At 35.7% G+C, this 25,976-nt stretch carries 25 protein-coding genes; 11 read left to right on the forward strand and 14 right to left on the reverse strand.

Annotation, left to right across the window (positions count from 1 at the left end; all coding sequences use genetic code 11):
• Positions 1-5 precede the first annotated feature (5 nt).
• Positions 6-920, reverse strand: a complete 915-nt coding sequence (gene rsmH, locus O5633_RS09575; RefSeq protein WP_269609463.1) for a 16S rRNA (cytosine(1402)-N(4))-methyltransferase RsmH — start codon at positions 918-920, stop codon at positions 6-8.
• A gap of 41 nt (positions 921-961) precedes the next feature.
• Between rsmH and O5633_RS09580 the strand changes: the two genes are divergently transcribed.
• Positions 962-2,146, forward strand: a complete 1,185-nt coding sequence (locus O5633_RS09580) for an NAD(P)H-quinone oxidoreductase subunit H (RefSeq protein ID WP_269609464.1) — start codon at positions 962-964, stop codon at positions 2,144-2,146.
• A gap of 5 nt (positions 2,147-2,151) precedes the next feature.
• On the forward strand, positions 2,152-2,604 hold the full coding sequence (locus O5633_RS09585) for an acyl-CoA thioesterase (protein ID WP_269609465.1): 453 nt from the start codon (positions 2,152-2,154) through the stop codon (positions 2,602-2,604).
• On the opposite strand, the gene O5633_RS09590 is transcribed toward O5633_RS09585, so the two are convergent.
• The 3 genes from O5633_RS09590 to menA are packed head-to-tail and all read right to left on the reverse strand — an operon-like array spanning position 2,601 to position 5,747.
• Entirely contained in the window at positions 2,601-3,836 is a 1,236-nt protein-coding gene (locus O5633_RS09590; RefSeq protein ID WP_269609467.1) for an AMP-binding protein, read from the reverse strand. The two genes, O5633_RS09585 and O5633_RS09590, sit on opposite strands and share 4 nt — an antisense overlap.
• Entirely contained in the window at positions 3,833-4,804 is a 972-nt protein-coding gene (locus tag O5633_RS09595) for an o-succinylbenzoate synthase (protein WP_269609468.1), read from the reverse strand. The genes O5633_RS09590 and O5633_RS09595 overlap by 4 nt, the downstream gene beginning before the upstream one ends.
• A gap of 19 nt (positions 4,805-4,823) precedes the next feature.
• Positions 4,824-5,747, reverse strand: a complete 924-nt coding sequence (gene menA / locus O5633_RS09600) for a 2-carboxy-1,4-naphthoquinone phytyltransferase (RefSeq protein ID WP_269609469.1) — start codon at positions 5,745-5,747, stop codon at positions 4,824-4,826.
• 99 nt (positions 5,748-5,846) lie between these two features.
• On the opposite strand from menA, the gene O5633_RS09605 reads away from it, so the two are divergent.
• A complete protein-coding gene (locus tag O5633_RS09605) occupies positions 5,847-7,247 on the forward strand; it encodes an isochorismate synthase (protein ID WP_269609470.1) in 1,401 nt (466 codons plus the stop codon).
• On the opposite strand, the gene gshB is transcribed toward O5633_RS09605, so the two are convergent.
• Both gshB and grxC read right to left on the reverse strand, forming a co-directional pair.
• Positions 7,225-8,154 carry a glutathione synthase gene (gene gshB / locus O5633_RS09610; RefSeq protein ID WP_269609472.1) on the reverse strand — a complete coding sequence of 310 codons (930 nt, stop codon included), beginning with the start codon at positions 8,152-8,154 and terminating at the stop codon, positions 7,225-7,227. The two genes, O5633_RS09605 and gshB, sit on opposite strands and share 23 nt — an antisense overlap.
• Before the next feature lie 3 nt (positions 8,155-8,157).
• Entirely contained in the window at positions 8,158-8,421 is a 264-nt protein-coding gene (gene grxC / locus O5633_RS09615; RefSeq protein ID WP_269611347.1) for a glutaredoxin 3, read from the reverse strand.
• Positions 8,422-8,506: 85 nt separating this feature from the next.
• On the opposite strand from grxC, the gene prfB reads away from it, so the two are divergent.
• The 5 genes from prfB to O5633_RS09640 all read left to right on the forward strand — a co-directional run bounded on the left by prfB (position 8,507) and on the right by O5633_RS09640 (position 11,473).
• A protein-coding gene (gene prfB / locus O5633_RS09620) for a peptide chain release factor 2 (protein WP_269611349.1) occupies positions 8,507-9,617 on the forward strand; the annotation gives its coding sequence in 2 pieces (ribosomal slippage) (positions 8,507-8,581 and positions 8,583-9,617; 1,110 coding nt in all).
• An 11-nt stretch (positions 9,618-9,628) separates the two neighbouring features.
• A complete protein-coding gene (locus O5633_RS09625; RefSeq protein WP_269609473.1) occupies positions 9,629-9,820 on the forward strand; it encodes a DUF3285 domain-containing protein in 192 nt (63 codons plus the stop codon).
• A 4-nt stretch (positions 9,821-9,824) separates the two neighbouring features.
• A complete protein-coding gene (gene ybeY, locus O5633_RS09630) occupies positions 9,825-10,379 on the forward strand; it encodes an rRNA maturation RNase YbeY (RefSeq protein WP_269609474.1) in 555 nt (184 codons plus the stop codon).
• A 25-nt stretch (positions 10,380-10,404) separates the two neighbouring features.
• Entirely contained in the window at positions 10,405-10,863 is a 459-nt protein-coding gene (locus O5633_RS09635; RefSeq protein ID WP_269609476.1) for a diacylglycerol kinase family protein, read from the forward strand.
• Between the two features lie 13 nt (positions 10,864-10,876).
• The gene (locus O5633_RS09640; RefSeq protein WP_269609477.1) at positions 10,877-11,473 is read left to right on the forward strand and encodes an anthranilate synthase component II; all 597 of its coding nucleotides are present in this window, start codon (positions 10,877-10,879) and stop codon (positions 11,471-11,473) included.
• A 39-nt stretch (positions 11,474-11,512) separates the two neighbouring features.
• On the opposite strand, the gene O5633_RS09645 is transcribed toward O5633_RS09640, so the two are convergent.
• From O5633_RS09645 to mnmE, 4 genes are all read right to left on the reverse strand, one after another.
• Positions 11,513-12,628 carry a pyridoxal phosphate-dependent aminotransferase gene (locus tag O5633_RS09645; RefSeq protein ID WP_269609479.1) on the reverse strand — a complete coding sequence of 372 codons (1,116 nt, stop codon included), beginning with the start codon at positions 12,626-12,628 and terminating at the stop codon, positions 11,513-11,515.
• Positions 12,628-14,451, reverse strand: a complete 1,824-nt coding sequence (gene argS, locus O5633_RS09650; protein ID WP_269609481.1) for an arginine--tRNA ligase — start codon at positions 14,449-14,451, stop codon at positions 12,628-12,630. The genes O5633_RS09645 and argS overlap by 1 nt, the downstream gene beginning before the upstream one ends.
• Positions 14,452-14,526: 75 nt before the next feature.
• Positions 14,527-15,390 carry a carboxylating nicotinate-nucleotide diphosphorylase gene (nadC, locus tag O5633_RS09655; protein WP_269609482.1) on the reverse strand — a complete coding sequence of 288 codons (864 nt, stop codon included), beginning with the start codon at positions 15,388-15,390 and terminating at the stop codon, positions 14,527-14,529.
• A 307-nt stretch (positions 15,391-15,697) separates the two neighbouring features.
• A complete protein-coding gene (mnmE, locus tag O5633_RS09660; protein WP_269609484.1) occupies positions 15,698-17,092 on the reverse strand; it encodes a tRNA uridine-5-carboxymethylaminomethyl(34) synthesis GTPase MnmE in 1,395 nt (464 codons plus the stop codon).
• A gap of 71 nt (positions 17,093-17,163) precedes the next feature.
• On the opposite strand from mnmE, the gene O5633_RS09665 reads away from it, so the two are divergent.
• A complete protein-coding gene (locus O5633_RS09665) occupies positions 17,164-17,619 on the forward strand; it encodes a DUF2062 domain-containing protein (protein ID WP_269609486.1) in 456 nt (151 codons plus the stop codon).
• A 59-nt stretch (positions 17,620-17,678) separates the two neighbouring features.
• On the opposite strand, the gene O5633_RS09670 is transcribed toward O5633_RS09665, so the two are convergent.
• Positions 17,679-20,015 (reverse strand): RelA/SpoT family protein, encoded by a 2,337-nt coding sequence (locus O5633_RS09670; RefSeq protein ID WP_269609487.1) that lies wholly within the window; start codon positions 20,013-20,015, stop codon positions 17,679-17,681.
• Positions 20,016-20,071: 56 nt separating this feature from the next.
• On the opposite strand from O5633_RS09670, the gene O5633_RS09675 reads away from it, so the two are divergent.
• Positions 20,072-21,676, forward strand: coding sequence for an ABC transporter ATP-binding protein (locus tag O5633_RS09675; protein ID WP_269609488.1), 1,605 nt, complete (start codon positions 20,072-20,074; stop codon positions 21,674-21,676).
• Here the strand turns inward: O5633_RS09675 and O5633_RS09680 are convergent.
• Both O5633_RS09680 and ylqF read right to left on the reverse strand, forming a co-directional pair.
• The gene (locus O5633_RS09680) at positions 21,669-22,640 is read right to left on the reverse strand and encodes an RluA family pseudouridine synthase (RefSeq protein WP_269609489.1); all 972 of its coding nucleotides are present in this window, start codon (positions 22,638-22,640) and stop codon (positions 21,669-21,671) included. The genes O5633_RS09675 and O5633_RS09680 overlap by 8 nt on opposite strands.
• Positions 22,640-23,503, reverse strand: coding sequence for a ribosome biogenesis GTPase YlqF (ylqF, locus tag O5633_RS09685; protein ID WP_269609490.1), 864 nt, complete (start codon positions 23,501-23,503; stop codon positions 22,640-22,642). Before ylqF ends, O5633_RS09680 begins: the two co-directional genes overlap by 1 nt.
• A 478-nt stretch (positions 23,504-23,981) precedes the next feature.
• Between ylqF and O5633_RS09690 the strand changes: the two genes are divergently transcribed.
• Complete coding sequence (locus O5633_RS09690) at positions 23,982-25,187, forward strand: phosphoglycerate kinase (protein WP_269609492.1); 1,206 nt, start codon at positions 23,982-23,984, stop codon at positions 25,185-25,187.
• Positions 25,188-25,224: 37 nt separating this feature from the next.
• On the opposite strand, the gene O5633_RS09695 is transcribed toward O5633_RS09690, so the two are convergent.
• Positions 25,225-25,890: a hypothetical protein gene (locus O5633_RS09695; RefSeq protein ID WP_269609493.1), complete on the reverse strand. Its 666-nt coding sequence runs from the start codon at positions 25,888-25,890 to the stop codon at positions 25,225-25,227.
• Positions 25,891-25,976 lie beyond the last annotated feature (86 nt).

Genomic DNA, 25,976 nt, shown 5'->3' on the forward strand with positions numbered 1-25,976 from the left:
TAAGTCTATTTTAAGAATTTCTTTGCAGAAATTCTTAACTTTGCACTTTTACTTCTTGGATTTAATTCTATTTCTTGAGGACTTGCTCTCAAGGGTTTTTTAGAGAGTATTTTTAATCTATTGTCAGTTTTAAAACTCGATTTAACTCTTCTATCTTCTAGTGAATGAAAACTCATTATCATCAATAGTCCATCCTCTAACAACCAGTTTGGAGCTTTTTTTAATAAGCTATCCAGCGATTCCAATTCATTATTAACAGCTATTCTTAAAGCCTGAAAAGTTCTAGTTGAAGGATGAATTCTGCCATGTCTTTGCTTGGGTGGAAAACAACCGGCAATTGCATAAGAAAGAGCTTGAGTTCCATTGTATGCTCCATTTTCTGCAAGATCATTTTTGATTTTTCTTGCAATACGTCTAGAACGTTTTTCTTCTCCTAAGTTATATATTAAATTTGCTAAATCCTGTTCAGATAGAGTGTCAATAAGTTCGGCTGCACTTAGACCTTTCTCAGGATTCATTCTCATGTCTACCGGACCATCTAAACGAAAGCTAAAACCTCGTGAAGGCTCATCAAGTTGATGACTACTAACTCCAAGATCCGCTAAGACGCAAATGGCTTGTTTGTTAAGTGAAAAGTCTGCGAAGTTTGTAGAGATTATTTCTATTCGTGTGCCGAACTTTATTAATCTTTTTGATGCTGCTTCTCTAGCTATTGGATCTTGATCAATCCCAATAATTTTGATTCCTGGGAAATTCTCTAGTATTTGAGCTGAATGCCCCCCTCCTCCAATGGTGGCATCAATAATTAATCCTTGTTTTGTTAATTCACTTGGTAATTCCTTTAGTGATTGAATTATTTCTTTCCCCATTATTGGGACATGATTAAAGTTAGAACTTGAACTAATTGGCCCTTCTTTCATAAGTTTTCACTAGTATTTAGACATTGCTTTGGTTGGGCCCAATGACGCAGCTTGAAACGCGTACGGAGCCAATGGTGGTCAACTTTGGGCCACATCATCCATCAATGCATGGGGTATTGCGATTGGTCGTAACCCTTGATGGAGAGGATGTTGTTGATTGTGAACCAGTTATTGGTTACTTGCACAGAGGGATGGAGAAAATTGCTGAGAATAGAACAAACGTTATGTTTGTTCCTTACGTGAGTCGCATGGATTATGCGGCTGGTATGTTTTACGAAGCCATTGTTGTTAATGCTCCTGAGCGTTTAGCAAATATAAAGGTACCTAAGAGAGCAAGTTATATCAGAGTGATAATGCTTGAGTTGAATAGGATCGCTAATCATTTGTTATGGTTAGGCCCATTTTTGGCTGATGTAGGGGCTCAAACTCCTTTCTTCTATATTTTTAGAGAAAGAGAGATGATTTACGATTTATGGGAGGCTGCAACTGGTCAAAGATTGATTAATAATAATTATTTTCGTATTGGTGGCGTTGCATGTGATTTGCCTTGGGGTTGGTTAGAAAAATGCAAAGATTTTTGTGATTGGTTTGGTCCGAAGATTGATGAGTACGAAAAATTGATAACTAATAACCCTATCTTTCGTAGACGTATAGAAGGTTTAGGTGTGATTGGAAAAGAGCAAGCGATTAACTGGAGTCTTTCTGGTCCAATGCTTCGGGCTGCAGGTGTTCCATGGGATTTGAGAAAGGTAGATCATTATGAATGTTATGACGATTTTGAATGGGATATTGCATGGGAGAAAGAGGGGGATTGTTATGCAAGATATAGAGTTCGTATTGAAGAAATGAGACAGTCTTTAAAAATATTGCGACAAGCTTGTGAGATGATTCCAGGGGGGGCAACAGAAAATCTTGAGGCAAAAAGGACAGTTGAGGAAAAAAAAGGTGATATGTCAGGCTTTGATTATCAATATGTCGCTAAGAAGGTTGCACCTACTTTTAAGATTCCTAATGGTGAATTATATACACGCCTTGAGTCTGGGAAAGGAGAGATAGGAGTATTTATTCAAGGTAATAATGATGTAACTCCTTGGCGGTTTAAAATTAGAGCGGCTGATTCTAATAATTTGCAGATACTTCCTCACATACTGAAGGGAGCTAAGGTCGCTGACATAATGGCTATCTTAGGTTCTATTGATGTGATTATGGGTTCTGTTGATAGATAGGTTCTTTGGAAAAGCGTCATCCTAGAGAATGGTTATGTTTGAAAAGAACCGTTCGTTTTGGTGAGACAGATGCTGCCGGCGTGGTGCATTTTCTTGAATTATTCAGATGGTGTCATGAAACTTGGGAAGCAAGTTTAAAAAAATATGGAGTAGTTTTACAAGAAATTTTTCCCACAAACCAAATCAATACAAGCCAACTGGATGTAGCGTTGCCAGTAGTTCATTGTGAAGCAAATTATTTTCAACCACTTTATGTTGGAGATATTATCAATATCGAACTAAATCCAGAGAAGATAAATGACTCTTCATTTGTACTTCGATTTAAATTAAAAAAAAATGGTGAGAAAATCGGCATGGTAAATATTAAACATGTATCGATAAATCCAATTACTAGAGACATATGTGCATTATCTAAGCAAATAAATTTGTGGCTTCATGAATCTAGTTTGAGTTTTTAGTTAATAGGTCTATTAAAGGCTATCCAATCTTGCCATTTTTTTATTTCCCATTTTTTATTGATATTTCTTGAAAGTTTTGGACAATCGTACCAGTTCAGTGGCTTTTTGGATGGTTGCCAGTCTTCAATGAGATCAGTCAGAAGAGAGATAATTGGATATTTGTTGATTCCTTTTTCTTTGAATTTAGTTAAGGCAACTAAACGTTGTCCCCATTTCTTATCACTAACTCCTACTACAAAAATGTCTTTAATTGGGATTTGATTTTTCGAGATTAATTTCATTAATTCCATTTCGATATCTTCTGGGAAAATAGTTTCACCACCAGAATTTATAGCTGAATCTCTTCTGCCTAGGATTTGTATTGCTTTTCTATTGTCGAGAGTGATGTATTGCGCTAAATCGCCTGCTTCCCACCATCCATTTGCGTCTGTAATTGATTCGAATTTATCATTTTTCCATTTTGAAGTTGCAATCCTACTAGTTTTAATCTTAAGGGAATTTCTTTTGCTGATTTCTATCTCAACATCTTCGAGAGGGAACCCAACACTATTACTTCCTTTTAAAAAATCTTTGGGACTTAGGCAAGTCACCATTGCAACAGTTTCGGTAGCCCCATAGCAAGGAGCTAGATTAATAGACTTTCTTCGCGCTTTGTCAGCAAGATCTGTGGAGATCAAAGCCCCTCCAACCCAGATTATAGCTAGAGATTGAAGCCATTTTAAACCATCAGAATTATCAATCAAAGACGATAATTGAGTTGGAACTAGGGATGTGATCAATGGACGTCTATATTTATGAGTTAATGCTTCACTAAACTGCTTAAGTTGAAGTGGTTTATGCATTAAAGAAGGTGAAATCCAGTGATACTCCGATCGCCACGTGTGATGTCTCCACCAAGGCATGAAACCACTTATATGATGTAAAGGTAGTGAATTGAGAATGATGCACTCATTTGGCTTAAGGCCATGATTCTTTAACCAATTTCCAGTTGCCAAAGCCGAATTAGTTAGATTTTTAATTGATTGTAAACAAAGATTTGGTCCTCCAATGCTCCCCCCACTTGAAATGATTATTCCTTTTCCTTCAGGTACAGTTGACGATGTGGGAATTTTCGTTTGATCTTTTGGAGGTGCTAGATATACCCAGTTGTGCTTTTCAAAATTGTTCAAAATTTCTTTTGAACATTCCAGGTTTTTTTCAGGAATACATTTTACAACTGCAATTTTGCTCATACGGCTTCCCAGACTAATTTTGGATTGTTGTTAAAGAGTGGGCCTTTGGGGCACCATCCAGGTGCAAGTCCAGGTGCACAAGGATTTCCCCCTTTGATTTGCCTGGCAGCGAGGTGATTAATCCATCTTCTCCCAATACCAGTTTCAAAAGCTGTGCTTATAACTGTTTGACTATCTTTTTGTTCTATTTCTTTTAACAGTAATCTAGGATCACCATCTAATGCAGGGCGACGTATTTGCCAACTTTTCCATGTTTTTCGTAAATATGGAAATTCAACCAAAGATTCATCTAGTGCGATTGGAATTTGATTAGCTAATGAAAATAAACCTTCAATATCTTTTGATGGGAGTGGCTGTTCAATCCATTCCAAACGAGGTTCGTTTTTAAGTTCGTTAATCCATTCTTGTGCTTTTTCGCGACTCCATCCTCCATTGGGATCAATTCTAAGTTTAAAATTCTTTGGTAAAATATCTAAGATTTTTTGTAATGTTTTCTCTTCCTTAAAGTTATTTGCTTGGTGAGATACTTTCCATTTTATTGTACAAAAACTTTTCTTGTCATTTGATACCTCTACATATTTAACTATTGACTCTAATGGATCAATATCTGTAGGTAAAAGATAAGCTGATTTTGCGATGTCAAAGCCTTCAAAATTTAACTTGCTTTTAGTGAGATTTTCTAAATCGGCTAAGCAGCTTCCTAATCCGAAAGCAAGTGCTCCTGGTAATTCACATAAATAATTTTCTATTGAATCTTTTGTAGTTTTTCTTCCAATAAAATCAAGACTTTGGATACTTTTTTGTAATTCCTTTTTCTCAATAGGTGATACTTCACCCCATCCGTAATTCCCGTCTGAGTCTTTTATTTGCAACAACAAACCTACCTTGTTATGAATACTTCCTTGCGAGGTTTTTAACTTTCGTGTTAGTTGAAATGAAAATGGCTTGATATTAATTATTAATTTCATGATTCAACAAAATCAAAAATTAATTATAAAGAAATGAGGATATAGCAAAACCTGCACTCAAGCATAAACCATTAATTGTCTGAAAGCGCAAAGCTAAAAACTTACTGTTTTTAATACGCTCAGGTTGGTTGTGATGTCTTTTAATTAATTTGATAAGATCTACACCTGAAGGAAGGCTAATTAAAGATATAAGAGTCGTTATTGGCCATACTCCAATTAGTACTGGTAATAATTCTAATAAAAATATTAGACCAACCAACCACGGTAAAAATTCTGCCGCTCGATGAGTGCCTAAAATAACTAAGGGTGATTTTTTACCGACAGCAGCATCTTGATTGATTTGATGAAAATGCGAACAGAATAGAACCAAAGTGGTCGCCATCGCCGGACCTGCCCCAACCATCACTGCTGTTCCCCAGGGGATGGCATGAAAATTAGATTTTGGAGAAACAACAATTAGTGCTGCAGCTGTAGCAAGCGGGCCAAAGGCTATCCAGCAAAGGGGTTCTCCCAATCCCTTGTACCCCAGCCTAAATGGTGGCCCTTGATATAAATATCCAAGAAAACAACAAATTAAGACCAAAAAAAGTACTGTTATTTTACTTTTTAGAGCAACGATAAATATGATAAATAAACCTAATAAAAGAGAAAAATATGCAACTCGACTTACAGTGGTTTTATTACCCGTTAAAGCGACTACGGAGTGGAATTTGTATTTGTCAACGCCAGTTTCATCGTCAAAAAGATCATTGGTAAGATTCTCCCAAAGCAAAATCAAGATAGAGGCAATTAGAAAACCTATGAATTGTCCTAGACGAATATTGCCGCTATTCCCTAGCTCCCATGCTGCCGACAATATTACAGGCATTATTGCGACTGAATATAATGGCCACTTAATTGCAGCTTGCCAAAGATGTTTCTTTTCAATTGTAGAAGACTTCACTGATAAAATAACCTGTTCTGTTTGTTTCTTGGTTCCTTCCTTAAGACTAGGCAGCAGTTCATGTATTGGTTTATTTATGTCTAAAGGCTCTAATTGGTTATGAATTTAGAACCTGTCTTTAGTGAGCTTTTAGTTGGTTCTCTTCGGAAATGGAGTGAACGAAAAGTTGATGAATGTATCTTGAGCATTTCTGTTCCTGTAAGTCAATCAGACCCATTAACGACATTACCTTTAATTGCTGAAAAAAATCAGTTTAGATTTCTTTGGGATCTATCTCCCAGATTGTGCATTTCTGCCGGAGGACATTGTCAATCTTTGGATTTATCTGGACCAAAGAGGTTTGAAAATGCACAAAGGTTTAGTGATGAGATTTTTACTCGATTAATAGATACTTCTCCAAGTCCAGCATTTTCAGCATCAAGGATTCTATTTTCATTTTCTTTTTTTGATCAAATTAAGAGTAATGAAAAATCAATAGATGATAAATTTTCCCTGCAGGCTGTTTTGCCTAAGTGGCAATTAACTGCAAAAGATGGATTGACATGGTTACGTTTAAATTCAGTTGCCCTAAACCCTTCAGATGTTCGTGAATCTGTAGAAAGATTATGGTCAATTCGAGAAAAGATAAATAGATCACCAGTCCGAAATTTACATGATGTAAAAGAAAATTTCTTAGTCGATAATTTTTCGAATGATTGGAAATCTCAATATCGAGATGCGTTGGCAAAAGGGATCGAATTAATCAATTCAGGTGATTTGGATAAACTTGTATTGGCTACGAGACAACGCCTTTCCCTCAGAAAACCATTAGATCCGCTGAACTTACTTGCTCGCTTAAGAGTTCAGCAAACTAATAGTTGTCGATTCCTATGGCAAAAAAATTATGATGAGTCATTTTTTGGTGCATCACCTGAGAGATTGATAAGTCTAAATCAAAATCAATTATTAATCGATGCTTTGGCTGGTACTGCAAAAAAGGGTGATGATGGACAAGAATTACTTGCATCTTCCAAAGATTTAAGAGAACACCATTTTGTAGTTAACTCTATTGTCGAACAACTTTTAAGAAAAGGTATTAAAGCAAGTCATTCCCCTCAACCAAAATTAATTACTCAAGGCCATTTAATTCATTTGCATACTCTTATTCAAGCATGTGTCAAAGAGAAATCTCCTCTTGACTTAGTTGAAGCTCTTCATCCAACTCCTGCAGTTGCTGGATTGCCTTTGAGTAAATCTTTGAGTTGGTTGAGAGCTTTGGAACCATTTGACCGTCAAACATATGCTTCTCCAATTGGATGGATAGATAAAAATCAAAATTCAGAATTTAGGGTGGCCATTCGTTACGGACATGTGAGAGGGTATGAACTTAAATTGTTTGCTGGTGCTGGCCTAGTAAAAGGCTCAACTGTTGAAGGGGAAATGCAAGAGGTGGCTTTGAAATTTGAAGTTTTAAGAAATCAATTAAACTTAGATAGGGTTAATTGTTCAAATGATCTATAAGATAATTAATTACTTGATCTGCTAATGGAACATTCATTAGGTTTTCTACTTCTCTAATACCAGTTGGACTTGTAACATTAATCTCACTTAGCATTCCTCCTATAACATCTATACCAACAAAAAATAGCCCTTCATCTTGTAAAGCAGGCTTTATTTGATCACATATCTCTATTTCTTTAGCAGTTAATTTAGTTATCTCAGCTTTGCCACCTAAAGCTAGGTTGCTTCTGAAGTCTCCTTTTTTTGGACGTCTATTAATTGCACCTAATGGCTCTCCATTAACCAAAAGGATTCTTTTATCGCCCTTTATTACTTCTGGTAAAAATTGTTGCATCATAACTGGCAAATGTTCTTGTGAAGTAACTAGTTCGAGTAATGCCTCTAAGCCTGGAGCGTCCTTTGCAATTCGTATAACTCCTTGCCCACCTTTCCCTCCAAGTGGCTTTAAAACAACTTCTCCGTACTCTTTTGCAAAAGTAATTAATTGCTCCACTCGACTCGCGACAAGAGTGGGAGCCATTAAATCACTAAACCTTAAAGCTCCTAACTTTTCATTCCAAGCTCTCAGTGATGCTGGCTTATTAATTACATTGACACCATCTCTTTCTGCAACTTCTAATAAATGAGTTGCATATAAAAAAGCCTCATCAACAGGTGGATCTTTGCGCATCCAAATGCATGAGAAATCTCTTAAAGGAAGGCTTTGAGATGAATGGACAGTGATCCATGGTTCACAATTGACCTTATTAGAAACCACCCATGCATCGTCCCCTCGGGCTTGCAGGTCAGAAGGAGTACAGATCCAAACATCTATTTTAGCTCTAGATGCGGCTTGCATAAGTGCTGCTGATGAATCCTTGTTGGGATTAATATTTTCAATTGGATCTAGAACAAATAGTTGCTTCATGAATCAATTTCTAATTCCAATCAATTCATTTAATTCGTTATTGCTCTCTAGTTCGTAGAGCTCGTCGCAACCTCCAATACTTTCTCCATTAATAAAAATTTGTGGAAGAGTTCTTCGACCTCCTGCTCTTTCAGACATTTTTGTTCTTGCATCATTGTCTCCATCAATAGAATATTCTTTGAATTGGACTCCTTTTTCATTTAGTAGTGCTTTTGCACGTAGGCAAAATGGGCAAAACCTCCAAGTGTATATTTCCACTGTAGTGATGCCTGAATCGTGAATTGATCTGTTCATTTATAGTTTTTGGGTTGATATGCTGATAGCTTTTAATGTATTAATTCTATTACTTCGTTTGCAAGACCTGACTGATTTTAAAAGAGACCTTTCTTTATTGACTGCTCGCCTGGGTACAGCCCAGGATTGTCTTTGACGAACCTGCATTGTTAGCTAGAAAAAAGGACTTAGAGCAAATTGCATCGCAACCTGAATTTTGGAACGATCCCAAAAATGCACAAAAACAGATGCGTCAACTTGATGAGGTTAAAGCAGAGTTAGAAAAACTTATTACATGGAGAGGTGCTATTGAGGATGCAAATCTTTCGTTAGAGCTTTATGAGTTAGAACCTGATGAAGAAATGCTTGCGGATGCTCACCATGGACTTGAGAAATTAAAGCAAGAACTTGAACGTTGGGAGATGGAGCGTCTCTTGAGTGGCACCTATGATAAGGAGGGTGCTCTTCTCTCAATTAATGCTGGTGCTGGCGGAACTGATGCCCAAGATTGGGCCCAAATGCTTCTAAGGATGTATACCCGTTGGGCTGAAAATAATGGTATGAAAGTAATTATTAATGAACTTTCTGAGGGAGAGGAAGCGGGAATCAAAAGTGTCACCATCGAAATAGAAGGTGTATACGCATATGGTTTTTTACAAAATGAAAAAGGGACTCATCGTTTAGTCAGAATTTCCCCTTTCAATGCAAATGGAAAGCGACAAACCAGTTTTGCTGGAGTTGAAGTTATGCCTAAACTTGATGAAGAGGTTGAACTTGAAATCCCTGAAAAAGATTTAGAAATCACGACAAGTCGCTCAGGTGGTGCAGGAGGACAAAATGTAAATAAAGTTGAGACTGCAGTTCGGATTCTTCATGTGCCTACAGGTATTGCCGTTCGATGTACACAAGAAAGATCTCAGCTTCAAAATAAAGACAAAGCAATGGCTCTACTAAAATCAAAATTGATGGTAATAGCAGTAGAGCAAAGGGCTGCAGAGATTGCAGATATTCGAGGGGATATTGTTGAGGCTGCGTGGGGCAATCAAATTAGAAATTATGTTTTTCACCCTTACCAAATGGTAAAAGATTTACGTACTGAACAAGAGACAACAGATGTAGATTCAGTAATGAATGGGGAAATAGATATTTTTATTCAGTCTCTTTTAAGGCAAAATATTGAAGAATCATAAATCAATTGGATATGAATAATAAAATTATTTCTGATGACGTCACCAAGAAAGCAACTCCACCTCCAAGCTTTGTTAAACTTGCGATGAAAAATATGGTTAGGAAAGGCAGTCAAAGCCTTTCTCATTTAGGTTTAACCGCTTTGGGTTTCCTTGGATTTATTCTATTGGTTGCTTTTCTTGGAAAACCTCATATCCCTCAATAACTTTATGGAGAATGATTCGACTAGTTCTTCTAAACCAGATGTAGATCTTTCTTTTACCCCCTTCCCGGTTCAAGATTTAGATACTTTTGTGAATAATGAGACTTTGGAGCTGATGAAAAATCCAACTAAATGGATTGAGGATATAGGGAGCTGGATTAGATTCATACAAGTAAATGCAGCATTGAAGTGTCCGGAAATAGTCCTAAATGCATCTCAATTTAGCTTGGGGTTGGAATTAACTAATGATAAGAAAATTCTTGATTTGAATCATACCTGGCTAGGGCAATCAAAAAGTACTGATGTGCTTTCATTTCCCATAATTGATGAGACATTGTTTGGTGTGAGTAATGAGTGTATCGAATTGGGTGACATAGTTATCTCTGTCCCTACCGCAATCAGGCAAGCCAAAGATAATAATGCTGATTTACTTAAAGAACTAAGATGGCTTGCTACTCATGGTCTTTTACATCTTTTGGGTTGGGACCATAGTGATGAAGAGAGCCTTAATAAAATGCTTTTAATTCAAGAGCAACTTCTTGATATAGGAGGTATTCTTTAAAATAAATAGTTGAAGATTCACAAATATGGTTCCTGAGATATCCCATGACTCTGAGAGAGAAGTAAGGGAAATGTCTAAAACTCTTCAAAGATCGAATAAAAGGTCATCGTGGAAGATAGCTAAAGATCTACCAACTAGCTTTTTGTATGCAGCTAAAGGCTTGAAATATGCTTTCTCGACTCAGAGAAATTTTCGAATTCATGTTGGTTTTGCATTGGGTGCGTTTGGGTTAGGCTTTTTTTTAGGCCTTAATAAAAGTGATTTAGCAATAATGGCCCTCACAGCCACTAGTGTGTTAGTAGTTGAATTGCTTAATACAGCGATAGAATCTGTTGTTGATTTGGCCATTGGGAAACGATTTCATCCTCTCGCGCAAATCGCTAAAGATTGTTCAGCTGGGGCAGTTTTAGTAGCTTCAATTAGTTCGGTGCTGATTGCTGTTTTATTATTATTTCCTCCATTACTTAAACAGTTAGGAATTTAATGGCTTAAAAATTATGTTTTTAGTGATCGACAATTATGACAGCTTCACTTATAACCTCGTTCAATATTTGGGCGAATTAGCTTCTCAGCATCCTATTGCATCAGAAGTAAAAGTCGAACGGAATGATGCTCTGACGATCAGTGAGATTAAAGATTTAAATCCTGATGCGATTTTGTTATCTCCTGGTCCAGGAGATCCTAATCAATCTGGAGTTTGTCTGGATATTTTATCTGAGTTATCAATTGAAATACCAACTCTTGGTGTCTGTCTTGGCCATCAAGCTATTACTCAAGCGTTCGGTGGGAAAATAATCAGAGCTAAAGAATTAATGCATGGTAAAACATCTAATGTTTTGCATAGAGGTACTGGAATATTTAAAGATTTGCCTAATCCCTTAGTAGCAACTAGATACCATAGCTTAATTGCGGAGAGAGAGCGGTTTCCAGAATGCTTAGAGGTTATAGCCTGGTTAGAAGATGAAACAATTATGGGAATAACTCATAAAGATTATCCGCACATATACGGGGTACAGTTCCATCCTGAGAGTGTATTGACCGAATCTGGTCATAAGTTACTATCTAATTTCTTGGATATAGCAGGCGCTACATAGATTATCTAACTTTTTGTAGACGTTATAAGTTAATCTACACTACACTTCATCGACAATCTTGAAAGCAGACCAGAATCTTTTCATCTGCTCAATTGTCCCAATGCTTACTCTGATAGAGCCTTTTAAATTTTTCTTCTTGTCCATATTTCTAATTAGAATTCCAGATGACTTTAACTTTTGCTCAACTTGTTTTGGGTTTGATTTTGGCCAAAGTAGGAAATAGTTTCCTCCATCAATATGATGCTTAACGTGATATTCCTCGAATTTATCTTTGATCCAATTACGAGCCTCAAGTACTTCGTTCACATACGAATCAATATAGGATTGATCTTTCAGTGCTGCAAAAGCTGCAATAACAGCAAAGCTATTTACGTCATAAGGACCAGTGACTCTATTAACTATATTAATGACTTTGGAATGACCAATAGCAAACCCAATTCTTAAACTTGCCAAACCAGCAGTTTTAGAAAGTGATCTTAATACAACAAGATTAGGTATATTTTGGAAATTTACAAATGGTAGAACACTATCACCTGTAAACGCTTCGTAAAGCTCATCGACAACAATTAATGTTTTGGATGAAAGTTTGGTGATCTCTATAATTCTTTCTGGGCTTAACCTTGTTCCAGTGGGGTTATTGGGGTTGCAGATGAGTAAAATTTTAGGATTGTTTTGAGTGATGAATTCGCAAATACTATCAAATGGATATTGAAAATTTTTCCCCTCATAAGGTATTGAGTTGATTTTCATTCCTCGCATTTGTGCGCAAGGAGTATAATATCCAAAAGTAGGCGATGTTGTTAGCATTAGATCATTGAAGTCGCCATAGGCATGAAAAATAGCATTTATTGCTGCATCTACTCCATTAAAAATACCAACTTCAGATGAGTTTATATTCACGCTTGAATTTTGTTTAATGAGAGTTTCTACTACTTTTTCTTTTAAGCCTGAATATTCAGGATAAATAGAGATTTCATCTCTACTTATTTCTCTTAGAGATTTAACTACTAGTGGGCTTGGTCCAATAGTGTTTTCATTAAAGTCTAGTCTTAGTAAATTTCGTCTTCCTTCCAGTGGTGCTGAATATGGCTGCAAATCTTCGATATCTTTCCTAGGATTTGGTAGATCAATAGATGAATTTTCTGTTTTTTTCATTACATTCTTTCCAGAGTGGGGATGCCTAACAAACTCATCCCCAGTTTAAGTGTATCTGCAGTGATAGAGCATAATGCAAGTCTACTGGTTCTTGAAGGTTCACTTGCTTTTAAAATAGGAACTTGATCATAGAATCTGTTAAAGATCTGACTGAGTTCAAATAAATACCCACATAGACGATTAGGAAGCAATTCTTTTTCGACTTCATCGATAATACAATCAAGTTGCAATAGCTTGCGAATCAAGGCCCACTCTTGTGGTTCATTGAACTGAATATTCTGACTTGAGACATTTAAATCCCCACCTTTGCGAGATATTCCGGCAATTCGTACCAATGCATAAAGTAAATATGGTGCTGTATTCCCCTGCAAAGAGAGCATCTTATCAAAACTAAATTGGTAATTAGAAACTCTGTTTTGACTTAGATCCGCATACTTAATGGCTGCAATCCCGACAGTAGTAGCAACTTTATCTATAAAACTTTCATTTTCGGATCTGCTTTCAGTTTTGAGACGATCTTTAAGATCTTCTCTTGCACGTTGAATTGCTTCGTCCAGAAGGTCTACTAATCTAATTGTTTCTCCAGAACGAGTTTTTAACTTCTTACCATCTTCTCCTTGTACAAGACCAAAGGGGACATGCTCGATTTGACAATCTGTAGGAATCCAATTTGCAAGCTTTGCAATTTGAAAAACACCAGAGAAATGTGATGCTTGTCCAGCATCTGTGACATAAATCAACCGGAATGCTCCATCTCCATAAGGGGGGGTAGCCAATCTGTATTTAATCGCTGCCAAATCAGTGGTTGAATAATTAAAACCTCCGTCACTTTTTTGAATAATTATTGGTTGAGGTTTGCCGTCTTTTCCAACTACGCCATCAAGAAAAATACATTGAGCTCCTTGATCATTTACTAGTAAATTTTTATTTTTCAAATCATTAACAACATCTACTAAAAACTTGTTATAAAAGGATTCACCTCTTTCAGTAAGTTTGATATCAAGTCGATCGTAGATCTTTTGAAACTCTTTTCTGGATTGATTACAGAGTAATTGCCACGCAATTAGACTTTTTTGATCACATGCTTGTAAACTAACAACCTCACTTCTAGATTTATTTTGAAAGATTTGATCTTCATCAAATCTTTTTTTTGCTTGACGATAAAAATTTACAAGATCGCTTATTTCCACTACGTTTTTTGTATGGAGTGCCTCTGGTACAACCTCTTTAAGATGAGTGATGAGCATGCCAAATTGTGTGCCCCAATCTCCCACATGATTGAGTCGTAAGACTTCATAACCGCAGAATTCAAGAACCCGTGCCAGAGAGTCTCCAATAATTGTTGATCGCAAGTGCCCAACATGCATTTCTTTAGCAATATTTGGACTTGAAAAATCAATAATCACGCGATTATTGTTTTTTCCTTCTACTGTTTTATCAGTATTAAATTTTTTTAGAGGTACTCCCAATCTTTTATCATTTAGACGAAAATGGATTTCAGATATAAGTGTTTTTGAATTTATAGATAGGTTTATGAAACCTGGACCTGCAATGAGTGGTGGATTACATATTTTAACGAAATCATTATCCTTTTGTAGTTGATCAGCTATTTGTTGTGCAATATCACGAGGAGGTTGTTTTATTTCTTTTGCTAGTGATAGAGCACAATTTATTTGAAAATCTCCGAATTCTGGCTTGGATGCGGGAACTAAATTAGAACCTATAAGTATTGAAGAAGTTTTTGAACTTCGGTCCTCTTTTGGGAATATTTTGATGAAAGCTCTGTTGAGGGCTTCTTCTAATTTGGTGGATATCTCAAGCATGATGTTTATGGTTAGGTAGATTCTATTAAGATTTTTTGGTTTTTTGGATGTTGTCAGAAAACTGTCTATTCATCTTTAGTCAAAGCGCATACTGAAATCTATCCATTTGCTTTTAGTGATAGGCGCACTAGTTGAGATTAGATCAATTCCTGTGAAAATATAGTCTGACAAATTATTTGGGTTGATTCCAGAAACCTCAATAACTATATTTTTTGAGACGTATTTAGAATTACTATTTCTTGAAAGTTGACGTAATTCTGGAACTAATTTCTCTATAGTTTGAATAGACATTTCATCAAGTAAAACTCCATCAGCACCTGCCTCTACAGCTTCTTTCGCTTGGGAGGGAGTTTCGGCTTCGACTATTATTTTTTTTGTCCATGGAATAGTATTTTTTAAGATTTTTATACTCTCATTAATCCCTTTAGACCATTCAATATGATTCTCTTTCAACATGGCAGCATCATCTAATCCAAGTCTATGATTAATTCCGCCACCACAATGAAAAGCATATTTTTCAAATATTCTCAGCCCTGGAGTCGTTTTACGGGTGTCTGCTAACTGCACATTGGATCCTGATAGTTTAGTTATTAGTAAAGCCGTTGATGTGGCAATACCAGAAAGATGCATGGCTATGTTCAGAGTTACTCGTTCTCCTGCCACTAAGGAAGAGGATGACCCTTTTAATTCTAGGAGTCTTTGATTCTTTTCAAACTTCTGACCATCCTCTATTAGAAGTTGAATATCAAGTTGGGGATCAATTTTTCTAAATATTAGTTTGACTAGATCTCCACCACAAAAAGTTCCATCCTCTTTTGCAACCCAATGAGCTGAAGCATTTCTGTCGTTGAGGACAAATCTTGTGAGATCTCCATCACCGAGATCTTCCTCAATCCAGGTGTCTAATATTTTATGTAGCTTTGGTGAGCGAAGATCCACAATACAACACATACATTTATTACTATACCAATGCTAAAACCATTTATTTAAAATATCTTTTTCTATTTTTTTAATTTCATCTAATTATCTTTATCTAGAATATTTTTATGCAAACAAAAACTTTTTAATATTTTTTCTTTGTGACATGTCAGCCGTGTGCTTTAATTAAATTATTGTCAACTATTTGGATCAAGTGGACGTTGTTCATAGTGTAAATATCATGGTTGCGCTATTGATTGGAGGAGTTTGCTACTACTTATATTATATTTTCACAATCGACAATAATTAGTAGATAAAATTTGCTTAATTACTTACCAATACAGAATTTTGAAAAAATATTATCAAGTAAGTTTTCTGTTAAATCTTCTCCTGTTAGTTCTCCTAAATCATTAATAGCTTGTCTTAAATCGATCGTCCAGAAATCCCATGGTAGTTTTTCATCAAAAACTTTATTAATATTTTCTAGGGATTTCACAGTTGACTTTGCTAGATCGAGTTGTCTTTCATTTAGAGCAATATGCAATCCATGTGTTTGAGAAGAACCACATATTTTGAGCAGGTAATTAATTAGATCATTTTCTCCATTTCCGCTTTTTGCACTCATAATCACTAGATTTTCTTTTATATATATATTTTTTGGAACTTTTTCACAAGATTGATTATTATTTAAATCAGATTTATTTCCAACAATCAAGAATGGAATATTAATGGGTAATTGTTTTAGTATTGATTCATCCTCGCTAGTCCATCCTTCTGAATAATCAAAGATTAATATGATTAGATCAGCTTGAATTAAAGTTTTTTTAGTTCTAGAAATACCAATTTTTTCGATGATGTTTGTAGTCTTTCTTAGACCTGCTGTATCAATAAAAGTTACTGGGATTCCCTCTAAGACAATCTCACTTTCCAAAAGATCTCTAGTAGTTCCAGGTAGATCAGTCACAATAGCTTTTTCTTGTTTGCAAAGTCTATTTAGTAAAGAGCTTTTCCCTACATTAGGCTTCCCAGTTAATGCAACTTTTAAGCCAGAACGAATCCAAGATCCTCTTTTAGCATTATCAATTAGTTCGTAAAGATCTTTTTTGATTGCGACAATTTCATTTTTTACATGTTTTTCATCTAAGATTGGAAGCTCATCTTCAAAATCTATTCTTGCTTCAATTTCAGTTAGTTGCTCAATCAATCGTTTCCTGATTGATTGAATCGTGTTTTGAATATTTCCTTCTATTCCACTAATCGCGAGTTCTGCTGCTTTTCGACTTCTTGCTGACACCAGCTCACTAATTGATTCTGCTTGAGTCAGGCTAAGACGACCATTAAGGACTGCTCGTTGACTAAACTCACCTGGTTCTGCTCTTCGAACTTTTGGGATATCCAATATTCTTTCAAGGATCTTCTGGACTGCAATGATTCCACCATGGCAATGAATTTCTACAACATCTTCACCTGTAAAGCTTCGTGGCCCTTTCATTATTAGTATTAATACTTCATCTATATATATTGTTTGATTTGCTTCGGTTACATGTCCGTAAAGCACTTTGTGAGTGCTCCAATCGTGAGTTCCAGGAATATGAACAATAGTTTTAGTTATCTCAATTGCTGAGGAGCCAGAGATCCTAATGACAGCTATACTTCCTTGGCCAGGAGAAACTGCAGTCGCAATTGCAGCAATAGTATCTTCAGTAGGGGAAAACGAATTCATTAATCAATAATCACGCAATCTTCACTAAGATCAAATCTAGGTTTCTTTTTTGGACCAAGATTTTTTAAAATATGAAAAAAATCTTCCTCAATCTAATACAAAGAATTCGTAAATTTATCTCTTGGCTCTGGAATCAGGAAGGTTCTCCTTCTCAGAGAGCATTAGGATTGGGCGTGGGGATATTTAGTGGTTGCTTTCCATTCTTTGGTTTGCAAACTTTGATGGGTGTGTTTTTAGCAAAAATCTTCAAGGGAAATAGTATTTTGGCGGCTGTTGGAACCTGGATTAGCAACCCATTTACTTATGTTCCTCTTTATTATTTTAATTATAGACTAGGCTCTTTAATACTCAATAAAGATAAAAATATAGTAGATTTTAGCCATATAACTACCAACGAGTTGTGGTCTCAAGGTTGGTACTTGAGTTCTCGACTGATAATGGGCTCGATATGTATGGGACTTTTGACCGGAATAGTTTGTGGACTTGGTCTATATTTTCTACTAAAAAAACTTTCAAATAAAATTTAAGTTAATACATATTAGATATCATTTATTTGTTTTCAACGACCTTTTGGATTTTTATAATGTTAATTAATTCCTGTTCTGGCGATATCTAAGACATCAACCATTGAACGTATTTGATTGATCGTAATTTCTAATTGATTAACGCTTTCAAGTTCAACTCTTAAGTCTATACATGCAGGTTTACCATGAGATGTCTTCACTCTTGCATCGATCACATTAATACCTCTATCAGATAGTCTCATTAATATGTCTTTCAGTACTCCCACTCTATCAATAACTTCAATTCTCAATTGAATAGGAAATTTTGCTTCTTTGATATGTGTATTGCTATTCCATCTAACCGATAGTCTTCTATTAGTAGGTACTGATTGTATATTTACACAATTAGTTCGATGTATAGTGATCCCATGATTACCAAGCGCAACTGTACCAAGTATTGATTCTCCTGGTAAAGGACTGCAACATCCGCCTAATCGATAGTCAAGTCCTTCCAAACCAACTATGGGCGAATATTTAGTTTGAGATGATTTTGATTTGTTTGAAGCTAGATTTGCTTGTGATCCAATTTGATTGGCTAGCTCACTATCACTTAATTCCATTTCAGGTAGCTGGTTTTGTATCTTTATCTCCTCTCTAAATTTATTAATTACTTGATGTAAGGTTAATGCCCCAAAACCTAGTGCAGCTAATAAATCTTCCGTAGATTTTAAATTACATCTTTCAACAACTTTTGTTATCGCTTCACCTTTGAGTAAATTATCAATTCCTTTACGACCCAATTCTTGTTCTAGTAGTTCCTTCCCTCTTAATATTGTTTCTTGACGATGACTTTTTTTATACCATTGTCTAATACGATTTTTAGCTGTGGGCGTAGCTACATAGTTTAACCAATCTAAGCTTGGATGAGAACTCTTGTGAGTAAGGATCTCAACGAAATCTCCATTTTCAAGAGGTGTTGATAGCACGCAAAGACGATCATTGATTCTAGCACCATTGCAATGATTCCCTACTTCAGAGTGAATACGATAAGCAAAATCGATTGCTGTTGAACCATTTCTTAATCCCAAAACATCTCCTTTTGGAGTAAAAACAAATACTTCTTCATCAAATAAATCCTCTTTAATTGATGCAAGATAGTCATTGTGATCATTAACCCCATCTTCTTGTTGCCATTCGACTAATTGGCGTAACCAATTAAATTTTTCTGAATCAGGATTAGCAGGAGATCCTCCTTCTTTGTACTTCCAGTGAGCTGCAATTCCAAATTCTGAAACCCTATGCATCTCTGGAGTCCTGATTTGTACTTCAATAGGTCTGTGCCTGCCAATTACGGCTGTATGTAGTGACTGGTAGCCGTTTGGTTTTGGGAGGCCTATATAGTCTTTAAAACGACCAGGTATTGGCCTGAATGTGTCATGGACAACAGCAAGAGCTCGATAACATGTCTCGACATCTGAGACAAGAATTCTTAGAGCAGCAACATCAAAAATTTCATGAAATTCTTTTTGTTGTCTTTGCATTTTGCTCCATATTCCATATAAATGTTTTGGCCTTCCGCTAACTTCACATTGACTAAGTCCTGCTGAGTTCAAGCGATCTTTTAGTAATTGAACAGTTATATTTAATCTCTCTTCTCTTTCACTACGTTTACTCGCGATTTGTTGTTGAATTTCTCGGAAAGAATCTGGCTCTAAAAGTTTAAATGCTAAGTCCTCTAGTTCCCATTTGAAGCGTCCTATCCCTAAACGGTTAGCGAGAGGAGCATAAATTTCTCTTGTTTCTTTAGCTATTCGAGTTTGCTTCTCTTTGTCTAAGTAACTAATAGTTCTCATATTGTGAAGCCTATCTGCAAGCTTCACTAAAACAACTCGAATATCGCTAGCCATAGCTAGAAACATTTTACGTAGGTTTTCTGCTTGAGCTTCTGTCCGATTATTAAAATGGATTCCGCCTAATTTAGTTACACCTTCAACTAGATATCTAACTTCTCTGCCAAAATACCCCTCCAGTTGTTCTGGCGTTATGTCTGTATCTTCGACGACGTCATGTAAAAAACCTGCTGCAATTACACTAGCGCTTGCACCTATTTCTCTTAGTAAGTCAGCTACTGCAACTGGATGGGTTATGTAAGGTTCACCACTTTTTCTGTATTGCCCTTTATGCAATTGAAATGCAAGATCAAAAGCGGCAACTAAAAGTGCTTCAGAATCTCTTGGACAACTTACTCCTATCCCCGGCGGAATATTTTCAATGCAATTTCTTAACCACTCTGGCAAAATAATTTCATAATCATCAATATGTTTGATCTGATGAGTTCTAAGTTGCGGTTCGCCATCAAAAAATTCATCACAGACGATATGAGTCTGGTTTAAATTGTGTGCAGAGGTGACTTTAGGCATCAGCACCGAAACTTAATTTATTTTATTCAAACTCAACATTTCTTGCTACGTTTTTTATGGATAATTCATCAAAAGAAGTTTTAAAGATAAATAAACTAAATGCTATTTATCCAAATAATACTACTTACGTGTTAAGAGGTTTAAATCTGAATATGAATCGTGGCGATAGGCTTGCATTGGTTGGTAGTTCAGGTTGTGGTAAAAGTACTGTTGCTAAGGCTGTAATGCAGCTTCTTCCAAATGGATGTGTTTGTGATGGTGAGATCGTTTTAAATGGAAAAAATGTATTGGACAAAGATAGCATTTCTTTGCAAACTATTCGAGGTAAAGAGGTTGGATTAATATTTCAGGATCCAATGTCACGTTTAAATCCTTTAATGACTGTTGGCGAACATTTGGTTGATACTTTTAAAGCTCATGACAGCTCTGAACCAATTTATAAGTTAGTAAAAAAAGCTAAAATCTTATTAGAAAAAGTTGGAATAGATCCTTTAAGATTTACTTCTTTTCCACATGAATTTAGTGGGGGAATGCGGCAACGTGTAGCAATTGCTTTGGCAATTTGTTTAAGACCTCCTTTGATAATTGCTGATGAACCTACAACTAGTTTAGATACAATAGTTGCTGACCAAATCATGAATGAATTGAGTTTGCTTTGTGATGAGATTGGAACTGCTTTACTATTAATTAGTCATGATTTATCAATGGCATATAAATGGTGTAATAAAATCTCAATACTTGATTGTGGGCGTATAGTCGAGTCTGGAAATATTAAAGAGATAGTTTGTAATCCAAAAACTGATATTGCTCAAAGATTAGTTAACTCAGCTAGAATTTTAGAGGGTTCTCAGAGAGAAATAATGAATAAAAGTTCTGTATTATTGAGAGTAAATAGATTACGTTGCTGGCATAATGCAGGCTTTTGGCCTTTTAATTCTTTTTGGTTGAAAGCTGTTAATGAAGTTACCTTTTCTCTGTATGAAGGTGAAACTCTTGGTGTCGTAGGCCCATCAGGATGTGGTAAGAGTACTTTATGTAGAGCGTTGACTGGTCTACTGCCTACAAGAGGTGGAAGTGTTTTTTTTCTTGGAAAGAATATTTCAACTATCAATAAGAAATCTTTAAAACAATTACGTAAATATATTCAGATTATTTTTCAAGATCCTTCTGCATCTTTGAATCCTAAGATGTCAGTAATTGATGCAATTATAGATCCAATTCTTATCCATAAGTTGTTAAGTCGATCTAAATCTAGAGAAAAAGCTCGTAATCTTTTAGAACTAGTTGGTTTAACGCCCACAACAATGTATGAACAACGTTTACCTTCGCAACTTTCAGGAGGACAACAGCAAAGAGTAGTTATTGCAAGAGCACTGGCACTGAGTCCTAAAATACTTATCTGTGATGAAAGTGTAAGTATGTTAGATGCAGAAATTCAAGCTGAAGTTTTGGAGTTACTACGCTCTTTGCAAGAAAAATTAAAACTGTCTATTTTATTCATAACTCATGACTTATCTGTTGCGGCAGGCTTTTGTCATAGAGTATTAGTGTTTGATAAAGGAAAAATTATCGAAGAGAATTCTGGTAAAAATTTGTTAAATCATCCTCAAAAATATCTAACAAAAAAGATGGTGAAGGCTTGTCCTAGACTTCCTAAATAATATTATTTTTAGCTTGTAATACTTTTAATAGGCGTTCAAAATTTTTAGGTAATGGAGCTGTGAATTTCATTTTTTCTAATGTTATTGGGTGTATTAAACCTAATTGAATTGCATGTAAAGCTTGGCCACCAAGTTTAATAGGCAATTTTTTACACCTACTGTAAGTTTGGTCTCCAATAATAGGATGACCTATGTGTGCGCTATGAACCCGAATTTGATGCGTTCTACCTGTATCAAGTTTGAATTTAAGAAGAGAAAAACTTCCTAGATTTTCAATTAATTTCCAATGTGTGCAAGCATATCTACCAGATTCCTCATCAACCACAGCATATTTTTTTCTATCTTTTGGATGTCGACCAATACATCCAACAATCATACCTTCATTGTCTTTAATAGCTCCATGGACAACTGCAATATAATTTCTTGAAGCTACTCTTTTTTGTATTTGAATTTGTAGTTTAACTAAGGCTTCTTGGGTCTTCGCTACGACAATGCATCCAGTTGTGTCTTTATCTAAGCGATGAACTATTCCAGGTCTTAATTTACCTCCTATGCCTGGTAAATCTGGACAATGATTGATTAATCCATTGACTAAAGTTCCTGATTTATTTCCTGGTGCTGGATGCACTGCTATCCCTGCTGTTTTATTAATGACTATCAAATGATTATCTTCATATAAAATATCTAAATCAATTTCTTCTGGTTTTAAGTAAGGAAGAGGCTCAGGTGGTGGAACCCAAAGTTGAATTATGTCACCTGGCCTAACGGGAGTTTTTGCTTTTCCAGTTTTACCGTTCACTCTTGCGAATCCTGCTTCAATGAATTTCTGAATATGAGCCCTACTTTGTTCGACTCGTTGACTTACCAGCCATCTGTCAAGCCGCATAGGCAAAGGTTTTTTATATTCACCCTCAAATAATTCACCTGGGCCCTTCCCAAATGCATGTTTTATTTCTTTATTCATTAGGGAAGTTCAAGAGAGATATTGCCCAACAAATTTTTGCGGAAATCATCAAGTAATCTTTGTGACATTCTTCGAGTATCTCCGGAAGTGTGACGTTCTGCAGCTGAAAGTAGCCATAAAGATTTATCTTTAATGGTTTCATTGACATATATTCCATATCTATTTTGAAGACACATTGACTTTATTCCCGCTTCTTGGGTGTTTTCTAATGTCTCAAGAAGTTTCATAAAGTTAATGGCTACTTGTTCAGTATCGTATGCGGCTTGACCAATGTCATCACAAATAGCTAATTTCAACGCGGCATTTTGATCTTCAAATTTGGGCGGTAGAACTCCAGGAGCATCCAATAGGTCCAGATCTTGTCCCAATCTTACCCATCTCAAACTTCTTGTGACCCCAGGTTTTCTTGAGCTAGATACAACCTTCTTTTTGACTAGTCTGTTAATGAGAGCAGATTTTCCAACATTTGGGAAACCAAGAGTTAGAACTCTAACTGCACGATTTTTCATCCCTCGGTCGAGACGTCTTTGATTTAATTCTTGCCCAGCACGAATAGCGGCTTGTTTTATTTGCAGAACACCTGTTCCAGCTTTTGCATCACACCACCATGGGACTTTCCCTTCTGACCTTAATTTTTTATCCCAAGCTTTATGGGCATCGACATTGATCATGTCTTTTCTATTAATAACTAATATTTGCTTCTTTCCTTTTAACCATTTTTGAAGATATGGATGAGAAGTGGCGAGAGGTATCCTTGCGTCTCGCACTTCTAAAACTAGATCAACTTTATTAAGATGCTCTTTTAATTGTTTTTCTGCTTTAGCAATATGCCCTGGATACCATTGTATAAGCTGCTTGTTCACGGAATTTTAAAAATAAGTTGGTTGAAATTGATTAATCTAAAAATTGTAAAAGTTGATTTTTGATTTATTTTGGGAGTTTAGTTTTCAAAATCCTAAGTTCAACTTATCATCCGAAAAGATTAAATAAGTTGATAATAATAATTGAATTATTCAAAATATACTGATAAGAGTTGAATTTTATTGATGAATCTAGACTGATAGAATTACAATATTTAATAACTTGCCAGTAACAAAAAATCCTTGAATTGTAGGTTCAGAAAAAATTCGAGTTTTAGCATTGCATTACAAGTTTATTTTTTCCTGTCATTGCAGTCATTTGAAGGGTGATTAATTATTTTAACCATAGGCTTTTAATATCTAAAAAGACGTTTTTAGTTTTTCATAGGTTTAGGTAGATTTTTTCTGTGTCTTAGTAATTACCCAATTGGTGCCTTTCAAGAGCTATGGTCACTCAGTTTACTTTCTGAATCCATACATTATGTCTAAGCGTTCCCTGTCAAGTCTCGGCGCTGAAGACTTATGCGGCAAACGTGTTTTAGTGAGAGTTGATTTCAATGTCCCATTAGGAGATGAGGGGCAAATAACCGATGACACAAGAATTCGTGCTGCTTTACCAACTATTCATGACCTTCTAGAGAAGAGTGCAAGAGTTATTCTTTCTGCTCATTTTGGTAGGCCAAAGGGAGAGGTTAATGAAACAATGCGTTTGACTGCCGTTGCTCAAAGACTAAGTGAATTGCTTGGGAAAACAGTTGTAAAAACTGAAAGTTGTGTAGGAGCTGAAGCTAAGTCAAAAGTAGATGCAATGTCCAATGGCGATGTAGTCCTTTTGGAAAATGTTCGTTTTATTGCTGGTGAAGAAAAAAATGATACAGGATTTGCAAAGGAATTAGCTTCTTTGGCCGAAGTCTATGTTAATGATGCTTTTGGGGCTGCCCACCGCGCTCATGCTTCAACTGAGGGAGTTACAAAATTCTTAAGTCCTTGTGTGGCTGGCTATTTAATGGAGAAAGAACTTAAGTATCTTCAAGGAGCTATAGATCAACCTAAAAGACCTTTGGCAGCAATAGTTGGCGGTTCGAAAGTAAGTAGCAAGATCGGTGTTTTGGAGTCTTTGATTGATAAATGCGACAAGATAATTGTTGGTGGAGGGATGATATTTACTTTCTACAAAGCTAGAGGATTATCTGTTGGTAAAAGTCTTGTCGAGGAAGATAAGCTCGAATTAGCAAGTGCTTTGGAGAAGAAAGCGAAAGATAAAGGAGTTGAGTTTCTTTTGCCAAGTGATGTTGTGCTGGCCGATAATTTTTCCCCTAATGCAAATAGTCAATCTTCAAAAGTAGATGCAATTAGCGAAGGTTGGATGGGACTGGATATTGGTTCAGAATCAGTTGAACTTTTTCAGAATGCTCTGAAAGATTGCAAAACTATTATTTGGAATGGACCGATGGGTGTTTTTGAATTTGAGAAATTTGCAAATGGAACAAATGCAATAGCAAATACTTTGGCTGAATTAAGTTCTCAAGGATGCTGCACAATTATTGGAGGTGGAGATTCAGTGGCAGCAGTTGAGAAAGCTGGTTTAGCTAAAAACATGTCTCATATTTCCACTGGAGGTGGTGCTAGTCTTGAACTTTTGGAAGGGAAAGTTCTTCCTGGAGTTTCTGCTCTAGATGATGCTTAATAATTTAAATCTATACATGATTGTTAAAAGTAGGTTTCTATAAACCTACTTTTATTTTTTTTGTAATTGAATAAATCCCTTCAGGATGAGTAATGATTGCTGAAATAGTTTGAGAACCAGGTTCTAAGGGAGCTTGAATATATTTAAATAAACCACCTGATTGATTCGGCTTAATCCCAAATGTATCATTCGATATATTTATATTATCTTCATTTGAAAGTACGATCATCCCACTGGCAGTTAATGAATTGTCTAATGGGTTTTCAATAATTAAATTAATTTCATATTTTTCACCAGTAAGAACTTTTTTTGGAGATACAATTTTTATAATTAGAGGTGACTTTTGGCTATTCAGAATTGACTCTTCATCAATAACTTTATATCCTTTGATTTTATTTTTGTAAGTCTCTATCTGAACAGTCTGTTTGGTATGTAGATTATAAATTTGACCATTAATTTCTCTTGTAGATATGATTGTTATATCTAGTAATGATTGATTTTGATCATTTCTCAATTGTTGAATTGACCATTTTGCATCTTTATATTTTTCCCTAAAATCTTTATAACGTTTATTAAATTGATTGAATGATTTTTGTAGAAATAGATCTTTCAGCACATTATCCTTTTGCAGGTTGAGGATTTCCTCCAATTGATTACTTAGCAACTGATTATCTATATTTTTACTTAAAGCAGAATTGATCATTAGTGGATATAACAATAAAAAAACTATTGATTTCGCTATCAGTGAATGTCGCACGCCTACCTTTTTTACTCAATATAACTTAGTCT

Source organism: Prochlorococcus marinus str. MIT 1013 (assembly GCF_027359395.1).
GTDB lineage: Bacteria > Cyanobacteriota > Cyanobacteriia > PCC-6307 > Cyanobiaceae > Prochlorococcus_B > Prochlorococcus_B marinus_E.